Below are 20,120 nucleotides of genomic sequence, written 5' to 3'. Positions count from 1 at the left end.
CCGAAAAATGTCGGCTGTGGGCGAATTCCGGCGTGGGCACACCCCGTCGCGGCGGCCCCGCTACCATTCAGGCGATGACCGACGACCTGTTCCGCTCCGATGCCTACCTGCGCGCCTGCGAAGCCCGCGTGCTGCGCATCGACGAGACGGGCATCGTGCTGGACCGCACGGTGTTCTACCCGCTGGGCGGCGGACAGGCCGGCGACAGCGGCCACCTGGTGCTGGCGGACGGGCGCGAGCTGGCGATCGCCGACACGCGCAAGGCCAAGGACGCCGAAGGCCGGCCGACGGACGAGATCGTCCACCTGCCGGCCCCCGGCCAGGCCGGCCTGCTGGAAGCGCTGAAGCCGGGCGACGCGGTCACGGCACGCATCGACTGGACGCGCCGCCACAAGCTGATGCGCTTCCACACCGCCACCCACCTGCTGTGCCACCTGGTGCCCCAGCCGGTGGACGGCTGCTCCATCACCCCCGAGTACGCGCGCCTGGACTTCCACATGACCGAGCCACTGGACAAGGAAGCCCTCAGCGCCGGCCTGGCCCGTTTGGTGGCCGCCGGCCATCCGCTGGCCGTCGGCGCCATCACCGACGCCGAGCTCGACGCCAACCCTGCCCTGGTCAAGAGCATGAGCGTGCAGCCGCCGCGCGGCACCGGCACCGTGCGCACCATCCGCATCGGCGAGCCCCAGGCGATCGATTTCCAGCCCTGTGGCGGCACCCACGTGGCGAACACGAGCGAGATCGGCGCGGTGGTCGTGACCAAGATCGAGAAAAAGAGCGCCAACACCCGACGGGTGGTGCTGGGCTGGGCCGCCTGAGCGGGACACCGGAACTTCGCTCCCCGCGCACGCTCCGACCGACCGGCATGGCTTTTCTTCGCTCCCTTCGTCTCGCGGCCTTCCTGGCCTCCACCCTCGCCGTCTGCCTGCCGGCGGCGGCCCAGCTGGCTTCCCGCGTCGGGTCGGTCGTCACCACCCCGCACGTGCGCGCGGAACTGGTCGCCCAGGCACCGCAGGGCGTCACCCCCGGTGCGCCGGTCTGGGTCGGCCTGCAGATCACGCACCAGCCCGAGTGGCACACCTATTGGAAGAACGCCGGCGATTCCGGCCTGCCCACCGAGCTGAACTGGTCGCTGCCGGCGGGCCTCTCGGCCGGCGAGATCGCCTGGCCGGTGCCGAAGAAAATCCCGATCGGCACCCTGGCCAACTACGGCTACGAGGGCACCGTGCTGCTGCCCGTGCCGCTCACGGTGGCGCCGGACTTCAAGCCCCACGCCGCCCTGACCGGCGGTGCCGACACGCTGGACATCAAGCTCAAGGCCTCCTGGCTGGTCTGCCGCAAGGAATGCATTCCGGAGGAGGGCGAGTTCCTGCTCAAGCTGCCGATGCAGGGCTCGACCGCGCTGCACCAGGCCTCCTTCGATGCCACGCAGGCCGCACAGCCCGCCACGCTGGCCAAGGCGGGATCGGTCGCCGTCGAAGGCCAGGCGCTCAAGATCCGGCTGGAGGGCCTGCCGGCTTCCGCGCAGGGCAAGACACTGGAGTTCTTCCCCGAGGTCGGCGAGCTGATCCGCACCGCCGCGGTCCAGGGCAAGGACTGGACGCAGGCCTGGGACGGCAACGCCTGGACCGCCACCGTCCCCCTGGCCGACCAGCGCAGCGCCAGCCCGGAGACGCTGCCGCTGGTGGTCGCCCTGGCCGAGACCGACCGCCAGCCCGGCCAACCGATGGCCTGGCGCGCCGAGGCGCCGGTCAGCGGCAACTGGCCGGCGGTGACGCCCCGTGCCCAGGTCTCACCCGCCCTGCAGGCGGCGCTGGAAGCCAACGCCGCGCCGTCGTCGCCCCGGCCCGCCGGCAGCTTCGCCGCCGCCTTGCTGATGGCCCTGCTCGGCGGGCTGCTGCTCAACCTGATGCCCTGCGTGTTCCCGGTGCTGGCGATCAAGGTGCTGGGCTTCACCCGGCGGGCCGACGACGACCGCGGCCACCGCATGGCGGCGCTGGCGTACACCGCCGGCGTGCTCCTCTCCTTCCTCGCGCTCGGCGGCGCCATGCTGGGCCTGCGCGCAGCCGGCGCCGAGCTGGGCTGGGGCTTCCAGCTCCAGTCGCCGGCAGTGGTGGCGGTGCTGGCGGCGCTGTTCACGCTGATCGGCCTGAACCTGGCCGGCCTGTTCGAGTTCCGCATGCTCGCCCCCTCCTCGGTGTGCAGCGCCGAGATGCAGCATCCGCTGGCCAACGATTTCCTGTCCGGCGTGCTGGCGGTGGTGATCGCCTCGCCCTGCACCGCGCCCTTCATGGGCGCCTCGATGGGCTTCGCGATCGGGCTGCCGGCCTCGCAGGCCCTGCTGACGTTCGCGATGCTCGGTTTCGGCCTGGCGCTGCCCTACCTGGCGGCCGGCTTCGTGCCGGCGGTGGCGCGCCTGCTGCCGCGGCCCGGCCCGTGGATGAACGTCCTGCGCCGCCTGCTGGCCTTCCCGATGTTCGCCACCGTGGCCTGGCTGGTCTGGGTGCTGGGCCAGCAAAGCGGCATCGACGGGGCCGGCGCGCTGCTGGGCCTGCTGGTGTGCCTGGCCGCGATCGTCTGGGCGCTGACGCTGCGCGGCCGCACGCGCCTGGTGCTGGCCAGCCTGCTGGTCGCGGCCACCGCGGTGCTGGCCGGCGCGATCGGCGGGAACGTGGTGCGCAGCGCGCCGCCGGCGGTGGCCGCCGCCACCGGCGATCGCTGGGAGCCCTGGTCGCCCGAACGGGTGAGCGCGCTGGCGGCCGAGGGGCGGCTGGTGTTCGTCGACTTCACCGCCGCCTGGTGCGTCACCTGCCAGTACAACAAGCGCAGCACCCTGTCCGATACCGAGGTGCTGGCCGAGTTCGATGCCAGGAAGGTGGCGATGCTGCGCGCCGACTGGACCCGCCGCGACCCCGAGATCACCGCCGCGCTGACCGCGCTGGGCCGCAGCGGCGTGCCGGCCTACGTGCTGATGGCGCCTGGCAAGCCCCCCCATGTGCTGACCGAGATCCTGAGCAAGGAAGAGCTGCGCGCGGCCTTGGCAAGACTTTGACCCTGCCCCTTCACGGGTTGTCACAAGGGGTTGAGGAAACCGTCCTAAGCTGTCGCGACAGTTGAATATTTGCAATCGGAGCTCAAGCTGACCATGACTTCATCGTCAACCCTCGACTCACGTTCCGTCCGTGCCGCCCGCCGCGCCCGCGCGGCGCTCAGCCGGGCCTCCCGGCGCGCCGTGATGGCCGCCGCCGTGGCCCTCGGCGCCACCTTCCTGGTGGGCGCCAACGCCGTGGCCGCACCCGCCGTGGGCCAGAAGGCCCCCGATTTCGTGGCGGTGGACACCAGCGGCAAGCAGCACCGCCTGTCCGATTTCGCCGGCAAGTTCGTGGTCCTCGAGTGGACCAATCCCGGCTGCCCCTTCGTGCGCAAGCACTACGGCAGCGGCAACATGCCCGCCACCCAGAAGGCCGCGACCGCCAAGGGCGTGGTCTGGCTGTCCGTCAATTCCACCGAGCGCGCCGCCAGCGACTACCTGAAGCCGGCCGCCCTCGACGCCTGGATGAAGGAGCAGTCGGCCGCGCCCACGGCGGTGCTGATGGACGAGGACGGGGTGATCGGCCAGGCCTATGCCGCGCGCACCACGCCGCACCTCTTCATCATCGATCCCAAGGGGACGCTGGTGTACGCCGGCGGCATCGACAGCATTCCCTCGAGCCGCGTGGACGACATCAAGACCGCGACCAACTACGTGAATCAGGCCTTGGGCGAGGCCTTCGGCGGCAAGCCCATCAGCGCCGCGACCACCCGCCCCTACGGCTGCTCCATCAAATACAAGTCAGCCTGAAATAGGCGCGCTCCCGGCTGCACCCAACTCGGGATGCGCCACCCGGGGAACACCGCGGAACCGGCTTTGGCGGGCCGCTGGTGTTGCCCCCACAACATGCACCCCTGCGACAATTCAGGGATGCCTTTCGCCCCCCTGAAGAACGACACCTTCCTGCGCGCCTGCTGGCGCCAGGCCACCGACCACACGCCCGTCTGGCTGATGCGCCAGGCCGGCCGCTACCTGCCCGAGTACGTGGCCACGCGCGCGAAGGCCGGCAGCTTCATGGGGCTGGCGACGAACGTGGACTACGCCACCGAGGTCACGCTGCAGCCGCTGGCGCGCTATCCGCTCGACGCGGCGATCCTGTTCTCCGACATCCTCACCGTGCCCGACGCGATGGGCCTGGGCCTGTCCTTCGAGGCCGGCGAGGGCCCTCGCTTCGCGCGGCCGGTGCGCGACGAGGCCGCCATCGGCGCGCTGCAGGTGCCCGACCTGGAGCGCCTGCGCTACGTGTTCGATGCGGTGGCGTCCATCCGCCGCGCGCTCGATGGCCGCGTGCCCCTGATCGGCTTCTCGGGCAGCCCCTGGACCCTGGCCTGTTACATGGTCGAGGGCGCCGGCTCCAGCGACTACCGGCTGGTCAAGACCCTGCTCTACAGCCGCCCCGACCTCATGCATCGCCTGCTCGCGGTGAATGCCGACGCCGTGGCCGCCTACCTCAACGCCCAGATCGACGCCGGCGCGCAGGCCGTGATGGTCTTCGACAGCTGGGGCGGCGTGCTGGCCGACGGCGTGTTCCAGGACTTCAGCCTGGCCTCCACCGCCCGCGTGCTGGCGCAGCTCAAGCGCCAGGGCGCGGACGGCCAGCCGGTGCCGCGCATCGTGTTCACCAAGGGCGGCGGACTCTGGCTCGACGACATGCGCGCGCTCGACTGCGAGGTGCTGGGCCTGGACTGGACCGTCAACCTGGGGCGCGCCCGCGCCCTGGTGGGCGAAGGCGCGGGCGCGAAGGCGCTGCAGGGGAACATCGACCCCAACGTGCTGTTCGCCGCGCCCGCGCAGATCGAGGCCGAGGTCGCGAAGGTATTGCAGGCCTTCGGCCGCCCTCACGCCGATCCGGCCTCGGCGGGCCCGACCCACATCTTCAATCTGGGCCACGGCATCAGCCAGTTCACGCCACCCGACCACGTCTCGGCGCTGGTGGCCGCCGTCCATGCCCAGTCGCGCGCGCTGCGCCGCGCCTGAGTCGGTTATGCCTTGTAAGCACTTGAGATAGCTTGTCACGCGTTTGTCAAGGGCGCAAATGGTGAGGACGGACTGACTTATGCACAAAACAGCTGTTGCATCGCGCCAAAACATCTGAGTTCTCGGCAGCCCCGCTCCTGTGCCATCGGCAACGCTAAGTTGTTGATTTACATAGGTTTTGAACTTTGCTCTTTTTACGGGCATTCCAGCGGAAGCCTTGATTCTCAAGGCTTGGCGGCCAGTCCGGCCCCGATATCAACAAAGTTATCCACAAGAAATCTGGACGGCCTCCAAAGCGCTGCCAAATCAACGACTTAGGCTACTTTGCTCCAACTTGCTTTAACCTCAGGTTCGAAGGAAAGCGCGCGTTGAACTGGCGTTTCGACGTTGCGGTGCAGACTCCCGCGCACAGCGCATTGGGGGATGTACTGAGCTATGCCAGCCCCCAGCCCGTGGCGCCCGGCACCCTGGTCCGGGTGCCGCTGGGCCGCCGCGAGGTGCTGGGCGTGGTGTGGTCGGTGCAGCCTTCCAGCCCGGACGAGGACGTCGCCGGACTGACGGCGCTCAAGCCCGTCGCCGGCGCGCTGGACGCCCTGGCCCCGCTCAGCGAGTCCTGGCGCGACCTGGTGGCCTTTGCCGCCCGGTATTACCAGCGCTCGCTCGGCGAGATCGCGCTGGCCGCCCTGCCGCCCCAACTGCGCGAGCTGAGCGCGGTGCAGCTCGCGCGGCGCCTCAAGCGCCAGGCGGCGCCCGGCACGGCCGCCACGGAGGCGCCGCGCGGCGGCCCGCCGCCGAGTGCCGAGCAGGCCCAGGCCCTGGCACGCTTCGAGGCCGAGGCGGGTCCCTTCCTGCTGTTCGGCAGCACCGGCAGCGGCAAGACCGAGGTCTATCTGCAGGCGGTGGCGGCGCTGCTCGAACGCGAGCCCGGCGCGCAGGCCCTGGTGATGGTCCCCGAGATCAACCTCACGCCCCAGCTGGAGGCGCGCTTCAAGGACCGTTTCGGCACCGCTGCCGTGGTCTCGCTGCACAGCGGCATGACCAACCCCCAGCGCCTGGCAAGCTGGCTGGCGGCCCACGGCGGCGCGGCGCGCATCGTGCTGGGGACGCGCATGGCGGTGTTCGCCTCGCTGCCCTCGCTGCGGCTGATCGTGGTCGACGAGGAGCACGACCCCAGCTACAAGCAGCAGGAAGGCGCCCGCTACTCGGCCCGCGACCTGGCCGTCTGGCGCGGCCGGCGCGAAGGTGCCAAGGTGCTGCTGGGCTCGGCCACGCCCTCGCTGGAGAGCTGGCACCAGAGCCGCCCGGCCGAGGGCAAGGATGCCGGTGGGCGCTACCTGCGCCTGGAAATGCCCACGCGCATCGGCACGGCGGCGCTGCCGGCGGTGCGGCTGGTCGACATGGGCCGGCAGCCGCCGCGCACCGTGCTGTCGGCCGCGCTGCTGGAGGCCATCGGCCAGCGGGTGGCGCGCGGCGAGCAGAGCATGATCTTCCTCAACCGGCGCGGCTACGCGCCGGTGCTGGCCTGCGGCGATTGCGACTGGAAGAGCGAATGCCCCCACTGCAGCGCCTACCGTGTCTTCCACAAGATCGACCGCACGCTGCGCTGCCACCACTGCGGCTTCACCGAACGCGTGCCGCGTGCCTGCCCCGCCTGCGGCAACCCCGACATCGCGCCGGTGGGCCGCGGCACCGAGCGGCTGGAAGAGCACCTGGGCGAGCTGTTCGCCGACGTGCAACGCCCGGACGGCAGCCCGGTCCGCATCGCCCGGATCGACGCCGACAGCACGCGCCGCCAGGGCGCGCTGGAATCGCAGCTGGCCGCGGTGCACGCCGGCGAGGTGGACGTGCTGGTGGGCACGCAGATGATCGCCAAGGGGCATGACTTCCGGCGCATCACCCTGGTGGCGGCGGCCAACCCGGACGGCGCGCTCTTTTCGAGCGACTTCCGCGCGCCCGAGCGGCTGTTCAGCCTGCTGATGCAGTCAGCCGGCCGGGCGGGACGGGACGCCGCCTATCTTTCGGCGCAGGGCAGCACCGCGGAGATGTGGATCCAGACGCACCACCCGCAGCACGCGCTCTTCGAGGCGCTGCGCCGGCATGACTACCCGGCCTTCGCACGGCGGGAACTGCAGGAGCGGGCGGCCGCCGGGATGCCGCCCTTCGCCTTTCAGGCGCTGCTGCGCGCCGACGCCCGTACGCAGGAGGCGGCGCAGGCCTTTCTCAACGCGGCCAGCGCGGCCGCGCAGGGACTGGAAGGGGCCGATCTCGTGACCCGCTACCCCGCCGTGCCGCACGCGATCCAGCGCGTGGCCAACGTGGAAAGGGCCCAGCTGTTGCTCGAAAGCGCCTCGCGGGCCGCACTCCAGCGCCTGCTGGCGGCCTGGCAGCCGGTACTGCATGGCTTGCGGCGCGAACCGGAAGGTAAAGGGGTGATCCGCTGGCTGGTCGACGTCGACCCCCACAGCATCTGAGGGAAGCCGGGCGCCCTCAGTGCAGCCCGATCGGCTGCTTGCCCATCTCGATGTACCGCAGGGCCGTGCGGCGCCTGCGATGGCCGGGCCAGACGAACAGGAGGAGGCTGCCCCCGCCCGTCGCGAGCGCCGCGCCGGTGCCCAGGGCACCTGCAAGCCAGAGCGAGGCCACGGTGGCCAGACAGACCACCCACAGCACCCAACGCAACCAAGTCATCATGGCGATTTCTCCCGGTTTTCACACCACTTTAACAGTAGCTTTGCAAACAGAAGAATTAGTCAAAAGAAATAGTTAGCACTATCAGCCAATGGTCACATGGGGTTGCAGCGCCTATCCTGGGGCCGGAGCCGACGCCGCCGTGAGCCGGGCGTCGGGCGTGAGGACAGGGCCCTCGGGGGGGCCGAATCCGGAAGGTCGTTGGCGTGAAAAGCTGGTTCTTGGCCCTGGCGGTGCTGGCTGCTGCCGGCGCGCAGGCGGCGGACATCGAGCTGGAAGGCAATCGCCTGGTGGTCAGCGGCATGCTGGACGGCAGTGCCGTCGACCAGTTCATGGAGCACCTGGGCAGCGGCAACGTGCGCACGGTGATGTTCGAGAACTCCCTGGGCGGCACGGCCGAGGTGGCCGGGGCCTATGCCCGCGCGATCCGGGCCAGTGGGGTCAACACGGAAGCCCGCGGCCAGTGCCACGCGGCCTGCGCCTATGCCTTCCTGGCCGGCAAGGAGCACCGCTTCGCGCGTGGCTTCCAGGTCAATGGCCTGCTGATCCCGCTGGCCGCGCGGCCCGATCCCCAGGATCTGGCCACCCGCTGGCGCGGCGACGAGGCGCAGAAGACCCTGGCCGAATTCACCGAGCCGGCCCCCGATTCCGGAGCGGGCGGCCTCAGGGAGCGCTGGCAGCCCACGCAGGGCGTGCTGTTCACCTCCACGCCCACGCTCTTCGGCCGCGTCTACAACACCTTCTACTGCGACGGCACCCAGGGGCGCGACATGTCGCGCTGCGAGGTGCTGTCCGACGCCGACCCCTACAAGCTGGGCGTGCTCACGCCTTAACGAACCCAACCGGCAGCCAGCGGGAAGCTGAAGAAGGCCGCCGCGGTCGTCCAGAGGATGATGCGCGCGATGCGCCCGTTGTCGGCGCCGAAGCGCTCGGCCAGCATGGCGACGTTGCTGGCACTCGGCAGCGCGGCCACCAGCACGATCGCGACCAGCGCCGCCGGCGCCAGCGGCACGCCCAGCGCGATCGCCGCGCGGCCGGCGCCGTACACCAGCAGCGGATGCACCAGCAGCTTGATCGCCGCGACCGACAGCAGGTCGGCCGGCCTGGCCTGCGAGGGCGCCGGTGCCCCGCTGCCCATGGCCGCGGCCACCAGCGCACTGGCGCGGTGCTCGCGCGCCAGCAGGGCCGAGCGGGCGAGCACCGCGCCGATGGTGAACAACGCCACGGGAGAAGCGGCATCGCCCAGCATCGCGATCGTGCGTTCGAGCGGCGCCCACAGCTCGAATCGCATGGCCGAGGCCAGCCCGCCCAGCAGGATGGCCCAGGGCATCGGGTTCTGCACGATGCCGCGCAGCGCCTGGCGCGCCGCCCGCGAGGGGCCGTGCGCATCGACGCCGTCCAGGCGCGACAGGGCGATGCACAGCGAGGACGTCAGCACCAGATCGAAGGCGATGGTGATGATCATCGGCGGGGCCGCCTGCGCGCCCAGGATCGCGATCAGCAGCGGCAGGCCCATGAAGCCGGTGTTGGGAAAGGCGGCCACCAGCGCGCCGAAGGCCGCGTCGTTCCAGCCGATGCCCTGCCGCCGCGCCAGCCCCACCGTGACGCCGACCACCGCCAGGGCGCAGCCCCCCCAGACGAGCGCCACGCCGGCATCCAGCAGTTGCCCGATCGGGGCGCCGGCGCCGAAACGGAACAGCATGCAGGGCAGCGCGAAATAAAGCACGAAGGCGTTCAGCCCTGGAATGGCCGCCAGCGGCAGCGCCCCGGTGCGCGCCGCCGCATAGCCGGCCGCGATTAGCGCGAAGAACGGGAGGGTGACCAGGAGAATCTGCAGCACGCGGGCGATTGTCGTCGCCGCACATGGCGACACAGCTTTCACACAGGCTTGCATCGGGCCACCCCCGTATCATTGCCCGCTTTGCGCCCGTCGCGCGCCCTCCCCGCCTTCCCTTCATGTCCGGTCTCAATCTCGCGCAGCAAGAAGCCGTCAATTACCTCCATGGCCCCTGCCTCGTGCTGGCGGGCGCCGGCTCGGGCAAGACGCGCGTCATCACGCACAAGATCGCGCGGCTGATCCAGTCGGGCCTGGCGCCGCAGCGCATCGCGGCCATCACCTTCACCAACAAGGCCGCCGCCGAGATGCGCGAGCGTGCGAAGGGCCTGATCGGGCGCGACGCGAACAAGGTGGTGGTGTGCACCTTCCACGCCCTGGGCGTGCGCATGATGCGCGAGGACGGCGGCGTGCTGGGCCTGAAGCCGGCCTTCAGCATCCTCGACAGCGACGACGTCACCAAGATCCTGAAGGATGCCGGCGGCACCACCGATGCGGCGACGGCGCGCATCTGGCAGTGGACCATCAGCAAGTGGAAGAACATGGGGCTCAACGCCGCGCAGGCCGAGGCCCAGGCGGCAGACGACAACGAGCGCATCACCGCGCGCATCATGGCGCGCTACGAAGAGCGGCTCACGGCCTACCAGAGCGTGGACTTCGACGACCTGATCGGCATGCCGCTGAAGCTGCTGCGCGAATACGAGGAAGTGCGCACCAAGTGGCAGGCCGCGCTCGGCCACGTGCTGGTGGACGAATACCAGGACACCAACGCCACCCAGTACGAGGTGCTGAAGGCGCTGGTCGGCACGCGCGGCCGCTTCACCGCGGTGGGCGACGACGACCAGTCGATCTACGGCTGGCGCGGCGCCACGCTGGACAACCTGCGCAAGCTGCCGGTGGACTTCCCCACGCTCAAGGTCATCAAGCTGGAGCAGAACTACCGCAGCACCAGCGCCATCCTGCGCGCGGCCAACAACGTGATCGGACCGAATCCCAAGCTCTTCCCCAAGACCCTGTTCAGCGAACTCGGCGAGGGCGAGCCGGTGCGCGTGGTCGATGCCGACCACGAGCAGCACGAGGCCGAGCGCGCGGTGGCGCGCATCGTGAGCCTGCGCAGCAGCGAGTCCGTCACGCAGGGGCCGCAGTTCAAGGAGTTCCGCGACTTCGCCATCCTCTACCGCGCCAACCACCAGGCGCGTGTGTTCGAGCAGGCCTTGCGCCGCGCGCAGATCCCCTACAAGGTCTCCGGCGGCCAGAGCTTCTTCGACCGCGCGGAGATCAAGGACCTGTGCGGCTGGTTCCGCCTCTGGGTCAACAACGACGACGACCCGGCCTTCCTGCGCGCGGTCACCACGCCCAAGCGCGGCATCGGCCACACCACGCTGGCCAGCCTGGGCACCTTCGCCAGCCAGTACAAGCTGAGCCTCTTCGAGGCGCTGTTCTCGCCCTCGCTGCCCAGCGTGATGGCCAAGCGCGCAATGGAGGGGCTGCACGAGTTCGGCCGCTACATCAACGACCTCGAATACCGCGCGCGCCGCACGCTCGGCGCCGAGGACGCGCGCGCCTTCCTGAACGACTGGCTCAAGGAGATCGAGTACGAGAAGCACCTCTACGACGGCGAGGACAGCGAGCAGGCCGCGGCCAGCCGCTGGACCAACGTGATGGAGTTCTGCGACTGGATGGCGCAGCGCTGCGGCGGGCAGGCGAGCGACCCCTCCGGCGCGACCATCGACAGCGAGGTCAAGAGCCTGCTGGAAGTCGCGCAGACCATCTCGCTCCTGTCCACCATCAGCGAGCGCGAGCAGGACCAGAACGTGGTCACGCTCTCCACCCTGCACGCATCGAAGGGCCTGGAATGGCCGCACGTGATGCTGATCGGCGTGAACGAGGGCCTCTTGCCCTTCAAGCTCGACGACGACGGCGGCCGCCAGCAGAAGGTCAGCGACGACACCCTGCAGCGCCTGCAGGAGGAGCGCCGCCTGATGTACGTGGGCATCACGCGCGCCCAGCGCAGCCTGGCCGTGAGCTGGACCAAGCGCCGCAAGCAGGGCCGCGAGATGGTGCCGGCCCAGCCCAGCCGCTTCATCGCCGAGATGGCGCTCGACCAGAAGACCGTCAAGGAAGACCCGCGCGAGAAGCTCAAGGCGCTGCGCGCCGAGTTCGCGCGCAAGGCCCAGGAAAGCGCGGCCGCCGCGGCGGCGGCGCAGCAGGCCGCGCCGGCCTCATGAAGCGGCTCGCCCTGCTGGCCGCGTGCCTCGCCGCTGTCGGCGCGTCGGCCCAGCCCGCCTGCCCCGCGAACGGCCGCGAGCTGCCGGTCGAGGCGCTCTACGGCGCATGGGAAGCGCGCATCGAGGGGCAGCCGGGCATCGCGCAGGTGCGGCTCCAGAAGCACCCCGACTACGCCGGCGTGCGCGGCACCATCAGCCGCACCGGCGGCACGAAAGCTGCATCGGTGGCGCAGCTGGCCGGCGACATCGACGACGAGGGCCTGCTCAACATCGACGAGTCCCTGGACGGCCGCGCCATCAGCGGCAGCTGGCTGGGCGAATTGCAGCCCGGCTCGTGCGGCAGGGAATTCAAGGGAACGTGGCGCAACGCGTCCGACGACAGCACGCATCCCTTCGTGCTGAACAAGACTGGCAGTTGGCAATGAACACACGCATCACCGCGCTCACAGCGCTCCTCGCCGGCCTCGGCTCCGTGCTGGCCCAGGCGCAGGCCCAGCCCGCGCAGACCCCGCCGAGTCCGCTCGCCGAGTCACAGCTGACCTGGCAGCAATGCCAGCGCCTGGCCGCCGACAAGGACGCGCGCCTGGCTTGCTACGACCGCTGGGCCCAACAGCAGACGCTGCCCGCGGCCGCCGTGCCCGCGGCGCCGCCGGTGCTCGCCAGCACCCAGCCGCCGGCGCCGGTGGATGCCGCCGTGCCGGCCACGCGCGTGGTTTCGGTCGGCGCGGAAGGCTGCCGCGACCGCCAGTACTCCGCGCTCTCGCGCTTCTGGGAGCTGGAGAACGGCAGCGACTGCGGCACCTTCGGCTTCCGCGGCTACCGTCCGCTCAACGTCTCCTTCTCGACCTCGAACCACAAGCCCGAGACACCCACCTCGCCCGCCGCCGGCCACACCGGCACCTACATCCCCTACCAGGCCAACGAGATGCGCATCGGGCTGTCGGTGCGCACCAAGCTTGCGCAGGGCATGCTGACGCAGGACGACCCGGCCAAGAAGGATTCGCTGTGGTTCGGCTACACGCAGCAGTCGACCTGGCAGCTCTTCAACGGCGACATCTCGCGGCCCTTCCGCACCACCGACCACGAGCCGGAACTGATGTACGTCTATCCCACAGACGTGCGGCTGCCCGGCGGCTGGCGCTGGCGCTACGCGGGCCTGGGCCTGGTGCACCAGTCGAACGGCCAGAGCCTGCCCTACTCCCGCAGCTGGAACCGGGTCTATCTGATGGGCGGCATGGAGCTGGACGACCGCTTCACCCTCACCGGGCGCATCTGGCAGCGCCTGCACGAGAGCGCGGCGGACGACGACAACCCCGACATCTCCAACTACATCGGCCGCGCCGAGATCTCGGGACGCTGGAACCTCAGCAGCGAGAACACGCTGGGCGTGACGCTGCGCCACAACCTGCGCGACAGTGGCAAGGGCTCCATCCGGCTCGAATGGCTCAAGGCCATCGGCGATTCGGCCAAGAGCAACCTGCGCTTCCACACGCAGCTGTTCCACGGCTACGGCGACACGCTGGTCGACTACAACCGCAAGCGCACGGTGCTGAGCATCGGGCTGAGCCTGGTCGATTTCTAGGGCCGCGCGGCCCCGTCGTCACTCGCGGGCCGCGAGGTGGTCGCGAACGGCCGTCACATGGTCGCCGACCTGGAAGATGGCCTCCCGCAGCGCCTCTTCCGAGCAACGGAGCTGCGCGCACCAGTAGCGCAGCTCCACGGGATCGTCGGCCAGGATGCGACCCGGGTCCAGTGGCTTGAAATGGCTCAGATCGTCGGTCATGCGGACTCCGCGGTGGGCAGGATCGGGTCTTTATAGGCCCCTGCGGACCGATCTGCAAGAAGGCGCCGCGGCCTCGCTCGCCCGCCGTCAGGGCGCGGGGCCGATGGCCCGTCCGTCCATCATCGGGCCGTGCACATACAGCACCTCCAGCGGCTCCGTGCGCCCGCGTACCGCGAGCAGCTCGGCGTCGCCGAACGCATCGGCCATGCCCGCCTGCCGCGCGGCGAACAGCGACAGCACCAGCCGCGCCGAGGCCTGCTTCGAATGGTCCTGCAGGCGGCTCGCCGTGTTCACCACTTCGCCAATGGCGGTGAAGCTGGTGGTCTGGAGGTAGCCCACCTCGCCGACGGCGGCGCGGCCCGCGTGCAGTCCCATGCCGAAATCCAGGCGCTGGCCGAACTGCGCCTCGAAGCCTTTGCTCCAGGCATCCATGCGCTCGCCGATGAGCCGGGCGGCGCGCAGCGCCTGGCGGCAGGCGGTGGCAAGGTCGGTCTCGAGGCCGAAGATCGCCATCACGCTGTCACCGACGAACTGGTTGGGGACGCCCCCGGCATCGCGCACCGCCGCGCCCACGGTCGCGAAATAGCGGTCGAGCACGTAGGCCAGGTCGAAGGGCCACTGCCGCTCCGACAGGCCCGACCAGCGCCGCAGGTCGACGAACAGGATTGCGACGTCGCGCTCGTGCCCGAAGCGGCCCACCGGCGCGGGCCGGCCAGGGTTCGGCGGGTGCGCGAACAGTGGCGTGACCTCGACATCGCCGCGCGGCCGCAACTGGCAGGCCAGGCGCACGTCCTGCGGCGCCCGCACGCGCTCGAGCGTGCGCTGCTCGTCCGTGCCGGGCGCCTCGACATGCGCCGCGGGCCCGATGACGCGCACCCGGCAGGTGGAGCAGCGCGCGCGTCCGCCGCAGGCCGACAGGTGCGCGATGCCGTGCGAGCGGCTCGCCTCCAGCACGCTCCAGCCGCGCGGCACGCGCACCGTACGATCGGGGTAGCGCAGCGCGATCGAGGGCCGGCCCGACCAGCGGTGGTACCAGCCGCGGCCCCAGCGCGCCGCGAGCAGCGCCGCCAGCGCGAGCAGGTAGAAGCGCTTGATGTTCTCCTCGGTCGCGACGAGCGCGCGCGCCTGTTCGGGCGTGGGCCGCTCGAAGGGAGGCAGCCCGGTCCATTCGAATTCGCGGCCCATCGAGAGGAAGCCCAGCGCCGCCAGAAGCGGCAGCACGACGGCCACGACCAGCAGCAGGTGGGAGAAGCGCCGGTACCACGGCTGCACGCGCAGCGCGAAATGCAGGCCCAGGCAGCCGTGCGCCCAGGCCGCGAGCATCAGCCCCAGCTGAGCGCTCGCACCCGGGAGGTCCCACAGCCCCCATACCACGCGCGCATAGGAACCCTCGATGCCATAGGCCAGGTAGGCGCCGCGCATCGCGGTCAGGTGCGAGGCCAGCAGCAGCGGCAGCGCCAGGCCCAGCAGCAGCCGCAGGCCCTCGAGCGGCGGCAAGCGCAGGGTGCGCCGCTCCCACAGCGCGATCACCGCCAGCGCGACGTGCACCGTGGCCGCTCCGTAGAGCAGCAGCGTGCCGGGCAGGCTGTGCCAGAAGACGTGCACGCCATCCAGGGCGGCCTGGGCCCGGGCGAAGGAGGCGATGCCCAGCGCATGGTTGAGCAGGTGCAGCGTGACGTAGGCCATCAGCACCACGCCGCTGGCCCAGCGCAGGTTGCGTCGCGAGGGCGTTCTCAGGGGCGGCGGGGAACGTCTGTCCATGCGGCGGGTCGGAAGGGCACCCGAGCATAATGCGCGCGCCCCTCCCATCCGGCATGGCCTCCACCACCCCTTCTTCCTCCTCCACCTTGTCTCCCCAGCCCGCCCAGGCCGGCACGCGCTCCAGCCTCGCGCTGCGGCGCATCGCGTTGCTGGAAGGGCTCCCGGACAGCCGCCTCGACCAGCTCGCCCAGCAGTGCCTCTGGCACAGCGTGGAGGCCGGCAAGCCCCTGATGCTGCGCGCCGAGTCCCAGGGCGAGGTCTTCCTGCTGGTCTCGGGCCGGGTGCGGGTGACCACCTACTCGGCCAATGGCCGCCAGGTGACCTTCCGCGACTCCGACGCGGGCGAGCATTTCGGCGACATCGCGGCCATCGACGGCGGCCCGCGTTCGGCCGACGTGATCACGCTCGAGCCCTGCGTGGTCGCGAGCCTGGACCGCGCCACCTTCCTCGCGCTGCTGCGCGAGGAGCCGCGGGTGGCCGAGCGGGTCATGCAGCGGCTTGCGGCCCTGGTGCGCCAGCTCAGCGAGCGCGTCATCGACCTCAGCACCCTCGGCGTGCAGAACCGGCTGCATGCCGAATTGCTGCGGCTGGCGCGCAGCGCCGGCTTCGACGGCAACGAGGCCCGGCTCGAGCCGGCGCCGCGCCACGCCGCGCTGGCCAGCCAGATCAGCACCAACCGCGAGCAGGTCACGCGCGAGCTCAACCTGCTGATGCGCAACGGCGTGCTGCGCAAGGACGGGCGTGCACTGGTGGTGGCCGATGCCGGCCGGCTGGAGCGCATGGTGGCGCAGGTGCGCGGCGACGCGAGCTAGGCGCCGCGCCCGCACCTGCCCTCAGTTCCAGCGGCCGCTCGCGCCGCCCACGCTGAAGCGACCGCCGCCCAACAGGCCCACGGCGATCGCACCGCCTAGATACAGGCCCTGCAATTCGAGCGCCCAGCCGCCCTGGCGGGTCATCGCGAACAGGTCGCCCATGTGTACCAGGCCGATGGCAACCAGCATGTTGACGACCACCACGGCGGCGGCGGCGCGCGTCCAGAGGCCGGCGATCAGCAGCAGCGGCGCGATCACCTCGCCGACGTAGACCAGGTACGCGAGGCCGCCCGGCAGGCCGGCCTTGGCGAGCATGCCGCCGATGAAGCCGACGCCAGCCGACAGCTTGAAGACGCCGTGCAGCAGGACGAGCACGCCGATGGCCAGGCGCAGCACGAGCTTTCCGGCGTCGTCGGCGTGGCCGGCCGGGGAGGCGGCGGAGAACGTGGCTGCAAGAGGCGCGGGCGAAGTGGAGACGGCAGGGGTCATGAAGGATCCTTGCTGGATAGGAAAGGGAGGGGAAAGGACTGCGCCTGCGCGCCGGATGCGTGCAGGTCCACATCGAGTTTGCAGGGACGGGCCAGGCCGGTATGTGCGTTTACGCACATTTTTCCGCGGCCCGCCTGATGGAGGCCGTGCGCAAACCCGGCGCCGGCCCGATCCCGTCCCACCCGCAACAATGCGCAGCGCCAGGCGATCCTCGACGCGGTGCGCTGCTCGCAGGCCGAGGGCCTCCTGGGCCGGCGAACGCGCTCAGCGGCCCGCGACGGCGGCCAGCGCCGCGTTGAGCGTAGCGCTCGGGCGCATCACCGCATCGGTCTTGCCCGCGTCCGGCAGGTAGTAGCCGCCGATGTCGGCCGGCTGGCCCTGCACGGCCGCGAGCTCGTCCACGATCTTCTGCTCGTTGCCGGCCAGGGCCTCGGCGAGCGGCTTGAAGCGGGCCGCCAGTTCCTTGTCCTCGGTCTGCTCGGCCAGGGCCTGGGCCCAATAGAGCGCCAGGTAGAAGTGGCTGCCGCGGTTGTCGAGCTGGCCGGTCTTGGGCGAAGGACCCTTGTTGTTGTCCAGCAGCTTGCCGGTGGCGGCGTCGAGCGCCTTGGCGAGCAACTTGGCCTTGGCGTTCCCGGTCTTGATGCCCAGTTCCTCCAGGCTCACGGCCAGCGCGAGGAACTCGCCCAGGGAATCCCAACGCAGGTGGTTTTCCTCCACCAGCTGCTGCACGTGCTTGGGGGCCGAGCCGCCGGCGCCCGTCTCGTACATGCCGCCGCCGGCCATCAGGGGAACGATGGACAGCATCTTGGCCGAGGTGCCCAGCTCCATGATGGGAAACAGGTCGGTCAGGTAGTCGCGCAGGATGTTGCCGGTGGCGCTGATGGTGTCCAGCCCGCGGATCACGCGCTCCAGCGAATAGCGCATGGCACGCACCTGGCTCATGATCTGGATGTCCAGCCCGTTGGTGTCGTGCTCGTGCAGGTACATCCTGACCTTGGTGATCAGCTGCGCTTCGTGCGGGCGGTAGGCGTCGAGCCAGAACACCACCGGCATGCCCGAGTTGCGGGCGCGCGTGACGGCGAGCTTGACCCAGTCGCGGACGGCGGCGTCCTTGGTCTGGCACATGCGCCAGATGTCGCCCTGCTCGACGTCCTGCGTCATCAGCACCTCGCCGGTGTTCAGGTCGGTGATGTTGGCCACGCCGTCCTCCGGGATCTCGAAGGTCTTGTCGTGCGAGCCGTACTCCTCGGCCTGCTGGGCCATCAGGCCGACGTTGGGCACGGTGCCCATGGTCCTGGGGTCGAAGGCGCCGTGCCACTTGCAGAAGTTGATGATCTCCTGATAGATGCGGGCGAAGGTCGACTCGGGCATCACGGCCTTGACGTCCTTCAGGCGGCCGTCGGCACCGTACATCTTGCCGCCGTTGCGGATCATCGCGGGCATCGAGGCATCGACGATGACGTCGTTGGGCGAGTGGAAGTTGGTGATGCCCTTGGCCGAGTCGACCATGGCCAGCTCGGGGCGGTGCTCGTGGCAGGCGTGCAGATCGCGCTTGATCTCGTCCTGCGTGCTCTGGGGCAGCGTCCCGATCTTGTTGTAGAGGTCGACCATGCCGTTGTTGACGTTCACGCCCAGCTCCTCGAAGAGCTTGCCGTGCTTCTCGAAGGCTTCGCGATAGAAGATCTTGACGCAGTGGCCGAACACGATGGGGTGCGAGACCTTCATCATGGTGGCCTTCACGTGCAGGGAGAACATCACGCCGGTCTTGCGCGCGTCCTCGATCTGGCCCTCGTAGAACTCCAGCAGCGCCTTCTTGCTCATGAACATCGAGTCGATCACCTCGCGGTCCAGCAGCGAGACCTTTGGCTTGAGGACGATGGTCTTGCCGCTCCTGGTGATGAGCTCCATCTTCACGTCGCGCGCGCGGTCCAGCGTCATCGACTTCTCACCGTGGTAGAAATCGCCGTGGTGCATGTGCGAGACGTGCGAACGCGAGGCCTGGCTCCACTCGGCCATGCTGTGCGGATTCTTGCGCGCGAATTCCTTCACCGCCTTGGGCGCGCGGCGGTCGGAGTTGCCCTCCCGCAGCACCGGGTTCACGGCGCTGCCGATGCATTTGTTGTAGCGCGCGCGGATGTCCTTCTCCTCGTCCGTCTTCGGGTTCTCGGGGAAGTCGGGAATCTTGTAGCCCTTGTCCTGCAGTTCCTTGATGGCGGCCTTGAGCTGGGCCACCGAGGCGCTGATGTTGGGCAGCTTGATGATGTTGGCTTCGGGCCGCAGCGTCAGCTTGCCCAGCTCCGCCAGGTTGTCCGGCACGCGCTGCGCTTCGGTCAGCGCCTCGGGAAACTGCCCCAGGATGCGGCTGGCGACCGAGATGTCGCTGGTGGCGACCTCGATGCCCGCCGGCGCTGCGAAAGCTTGAACGATGGGCAACAAGGAGGCCGTCGCCAGGCGCGGCGCCTCGTCGGTGAGGGTATAGATGATTCGGGAGTTTTCGGTGGTCATGGCGGCTTTCAGATGCACTGGACGCCAACGCCGGTCACAGGTGGACGGCGTGGTGAACGGGCGCAAACTTTAACAAGTCGAGGCGCGGTGCGCACGGCATTGTGGGGTATTTGGGGGTGACTCGCCGATACCGGGCGGCCGGGAGCAGCGCAAGCTTCATGCCATGCCTGCAGGAGCAGGCACGGATTTTCAGCGTTTCACCGAATGGCTACCATTCGGTGTGACCACTCTGACCCACCTCGCTGTCCTCGACGACGAAGTCGACATCACCGCCTTGCTCGCCCACTATCTGCAAGGACACGGCTTCCGGGTGAGCCAGCTGCACTCCGGTGCGGCCCTCTTCGAGCTCATGGCCAGAGACGCCCCCGCGCTCGTGCTGCTGGACCTGGGATTGCCCGGCGAGGACGGCTTTGCCATCGCGCGCCAGATGCGCGAGCACTGGCGATGCGGCCTCGTGATCGTCACCGGCCGGGGCGATGCCGTGGACAAGGTGGTCGGGCTGGAGGTCGGGGCTGACGACTACGTGACCAAGCCCTTCGACCTTCGCGAGCTGCTGGCGCGCATCAAGGCAGTGCTGCGCCGCCTTGCCCCGCCGGCGGAGGCACAGCCAGCCAAGCCCGACCCCCAGCCGCGCACCCGCATGCGATTCGCCGAATGGGAGCTGGACACGGCGGCGCGCCGCCTGCTGGATCCACGACGCAACGAGGTGCCACTGACCGCCGGCGAGTACGACCTGTTGAACACGCTGGTAGCACATCCGGGCCGCGTACTGTCGCGCGACTTCCTGCTCGAGAGCACGCGAGGGCGCGACGGCGGACCATTCGACCGCACCATCGATGTCCAGATCGGGCGCTTGCGCCGCAAGCTGGAAGATGACCCTGCCAATCCGCAGATCATCAAGTCGGTCCGGGGCGCAGGGTACATCCTGGTGCCCAGGGTCGAGGCAGGCTGA

17 protein-coding genes are annotated in these 20,120 nt (G+C 70.1%); 11 read left to right on the top strand and 6 right to left on the bottom strand.

What is annotated here, in order from left to right; translation table 11 throughout:
* Positions 1 to 74 precede the first annotated feature (74 nt).
* From A8M77_RS19150 to priA, 5 genes are all read left to right on the top strand, one after another.
* The gene (locus A8M77_RS19150) at positions 75 to 818 is read left to right on the top strand and encodes an alanyl-tRNA editing protein (RefSeq protein ID WP_086923088.1); all 744 of its coding nucleotides are present in this window, start codon (positions 75 to 77) and stop codon (positions 816 to 818) included.
* A gap of 47 nt (positions 819 to 865) precedes the next feature.
* A complete protein-coding gene (locus A8M77_RS19145; RefSeq protein WP_192871637.1) occupies positions 866 to 3,052 on the top strand; it encodes a protein-disulfide reductase DsbD family protein in 2,187 nt (728 codons plus the stop codon).
* A gap of 93 nt (positions 3,053 to 3,145) precedes the next feature.
* Positions 3,146 to 3,841, top strand: coding sequence for a thioredoxin family protein (locus tag A8M77_RS19140; protein ID WP_086923107.1), 696 nt, complete (start codon positions 3,146 to 3,148; stop codon positions 3,839 to 3,841).
* 120 nt (positions 3,842 to 3,961) lie between these two features.
* Entirely contained in the window at positions 3,962 to 5,068 is a 1,107-nt protein-coding gene (hemE, locus tag A8M77_RS19135) for a uroporphyrinogen decarboxylase (RefSeq protein WP_086923087.1), read from the top strand.
* Between the two features lie 368 nt (positions 5,069 to 5,436).
* The gene (gene priA / locus A8M77_RS19130) at positions 5,437 to 7,539 is read left to right on the top strand and encodes a replication restart helicase PriA (RefSeq protein ID WP_238136884.1); all 2,103 of its coding nucleotides are present in this window, start codon (positions 5,437 to 5,439) and stop codon (positions 7,537 to 7,539) included.
* A 16-nt stretch (positions 7,540 to 7,555) separates the two neighbouring features.
* Here the strand turns inward: priA and A8M77_RS19125 are convergent, their stop codons facing one another.
* Complete coding sequence (locus tag A8M77_RS19125) at positions 7,556 to 7,759, bottom strand: hypothetical protein (protein ID WP_086923086.1); 204 nt, start codon at positions 7,757 to 7,759, stop codon at positions 7,556 to 7,558.
* A 299-nt stretch (positions 7,760 to 8,058) separates the two neighbouring features.
* Between A8M77_RS19125 and A8M77_RS19120 the strand changes: the two genes are divergently transcribed.
* Positions 8,059 to 8,589 (top strand): hypothetical protein, encoded by a 531-nt coding sequence (locus A8M77_RS19120; RefSeq protein ID WP_443271775.1) that lies wholly within the window; start codon positions 8,059 to 8,061, stop codon positions 8,587 to 8,589.
* Here the strand turns inward: A8M77_RS19120 and A8M77_RS19115 are convergent.
* Entirely contained in the window at positions 8,586 to 9,596 is a 1,011-nt protein-coding gene (locus A8M77_RS19115; RefSeq protein WP_086923084.1) for an AEC family transporter, read from the bottom strand. The genes A8M77_RS19120 and A8M77_RS19115 overlap by 4 nt on opposite strands.
* Before the next feature lie 116 nt (positions 9,597 to 9,712).
* Between A8M77_RS19115 and A8M77_RS19110 the strand changes: the two genes are divergently transcribed.
* The 3 genes from A8M77_RS19110 to A8M77_RS19100 are packed head-to-tail and all read left to right on the top strand — an operon-like array spanning position 9,713 to position 13,400.
* On the top strand, positions 9,713 to 11,818 hold the full coding sequence (locus A8M77_RS19110; protein WP_086923083.1) for an ATP-dependent helicase: 2,106 nt from the start codon (positions 9,713 to 9,715) through the stop codon (positions 11,816 to 11,818).
* Positions 11,815 to 12,243 (top strand): hypothetical protein, encoded by a 429-nt coding sequence (locus A8M77_RS19105; RefSeq protein ID WP_086923082.1) that lies wholly within the window; start codon positions 11,815 to 11,817, stop codon positions 12,241 to 12,243. The genes A8M77_RS19110 and A8M77_RS19105 overlap by 4 nt, the downstream gene beginning before the upstream one ends.
* Complete coding sequence (locus tag A8M77_RS19100) at positions 12,240 to 13,400, top strand: phospholipase A (protein WP_086923081.1); 1,161 nt, start codon at positions 12,240 to 12,242, stop codon at positions 13,398 to 13,400. Before A8M77_RS19105 ends, A8M77_RS19100 begins: the two co-directional genes overlap by 4 nt.
* Positions 13,401 to 13,418: 18 nt before the next feature.
* Here the strand turns inward: A8M77_RS19100 and A8M77_RS19095 are convergent, their stop codons facing one another.
* Positions 13,419 to 13,601 carry a DUF3606 domain-containing protein gene (locus A8M77_RS19095; protein ID WP_086923080.1) on the bottom strand — a complete coding sequence of 61 codons (183 nt, stop codon included), beginning with the start codon at positions 13,599 to 13,601 and terminating at the stop codon, positions 13,419 to 13,421.
* Between the two features lie 87 nt (positions 13,602 to 13,688).
* On the bottom strand, positions 13,689 to 15,362 hold the full coding sequence (locus tag A8M77_RS19090) for an adenylate/guanylate cyclase domain-containing protein (protein ID WP_086923079.1): 1,674 nt from the start codon (positions 15,360 to 15,362) through the stop codon (positions 13,689 to 13,691).
* 29 nt (positions 15,363 to 15,391) lie between these two features.
* On the opposite strand from A8M77_RS19090, the gene A8M77_RS19085 reads away from it, so the two are divergent.
* Entirely contained in the window at positions 15,392 to 16,174 is a 783-nt protein-coding gene (locus tag A8M77_RS19085) for a Crp/Fnr family transcriptional regulator (protein WP_086923078.1), read from the top strand.
* A 21-nt stretch (positions 16,175 to 16,195) separates the two neighbouring features.
* Here A8M77_RS19085 and A8M77_RS19080 read toward each other — a convergent pair whose 3' ends face one another.
* Together A8M77_RS19080 and A8M77_RS19075 are read right to left on the bottom strand one after the other, a co-directional pair.
* Positions 16,196 to 16,663 (bottom strand): DoxX family protein, encoded by a 468-nt coding sequence (locus tag A8M77_RS19080; RefSeq protein WP_086923077.1) that lies wholly within the window; start codon positions 16,661 to 16,663, stop codon positions 16,196 to 16,198.
* Positions 16,664 to 16,927: 264 nt separating this feature from the next.
* On the bottom strand, positions 16,928 to 19,168 hold the full coding sequence (locus A8M77_RS19075; RefSeq protein WP_086923076.1) for an NADP-dependent isocitrate dehydrogenase: 2,241 nt from the start codon (positions 19,166 to 19,168) through the stop codon (positions 16,928 to 16,930).
* A gap of 220 nt (positions 19,169 to 19,388) precedes the next feature.
* Between A8M77_RS19075 and A8M77_RS19070 the strand changes: the two genes are divergently transcribed.
* A complete protein-coding gene (locus tag A8M77_RS19070; RefSeq protein ID WP_086923075.1) occupies positions 19,389 to 20,120 on the top strand; it encodes a winged helix-turn-helix domain-containing protein in 732 nt (243 codons plus the stop codon).

Source organism: Variovorax sp. JS1663, from assembly GCF_002157355.1.
Lineage (GTDB): Bacteria > Pseudomonadota > Gammaproteobacteria > Burkholderiales > Burkholderiaceae_C > Variovorax.
This window is presented reverse-complemented; position numbering and strand designations above follow the sequence as displayed.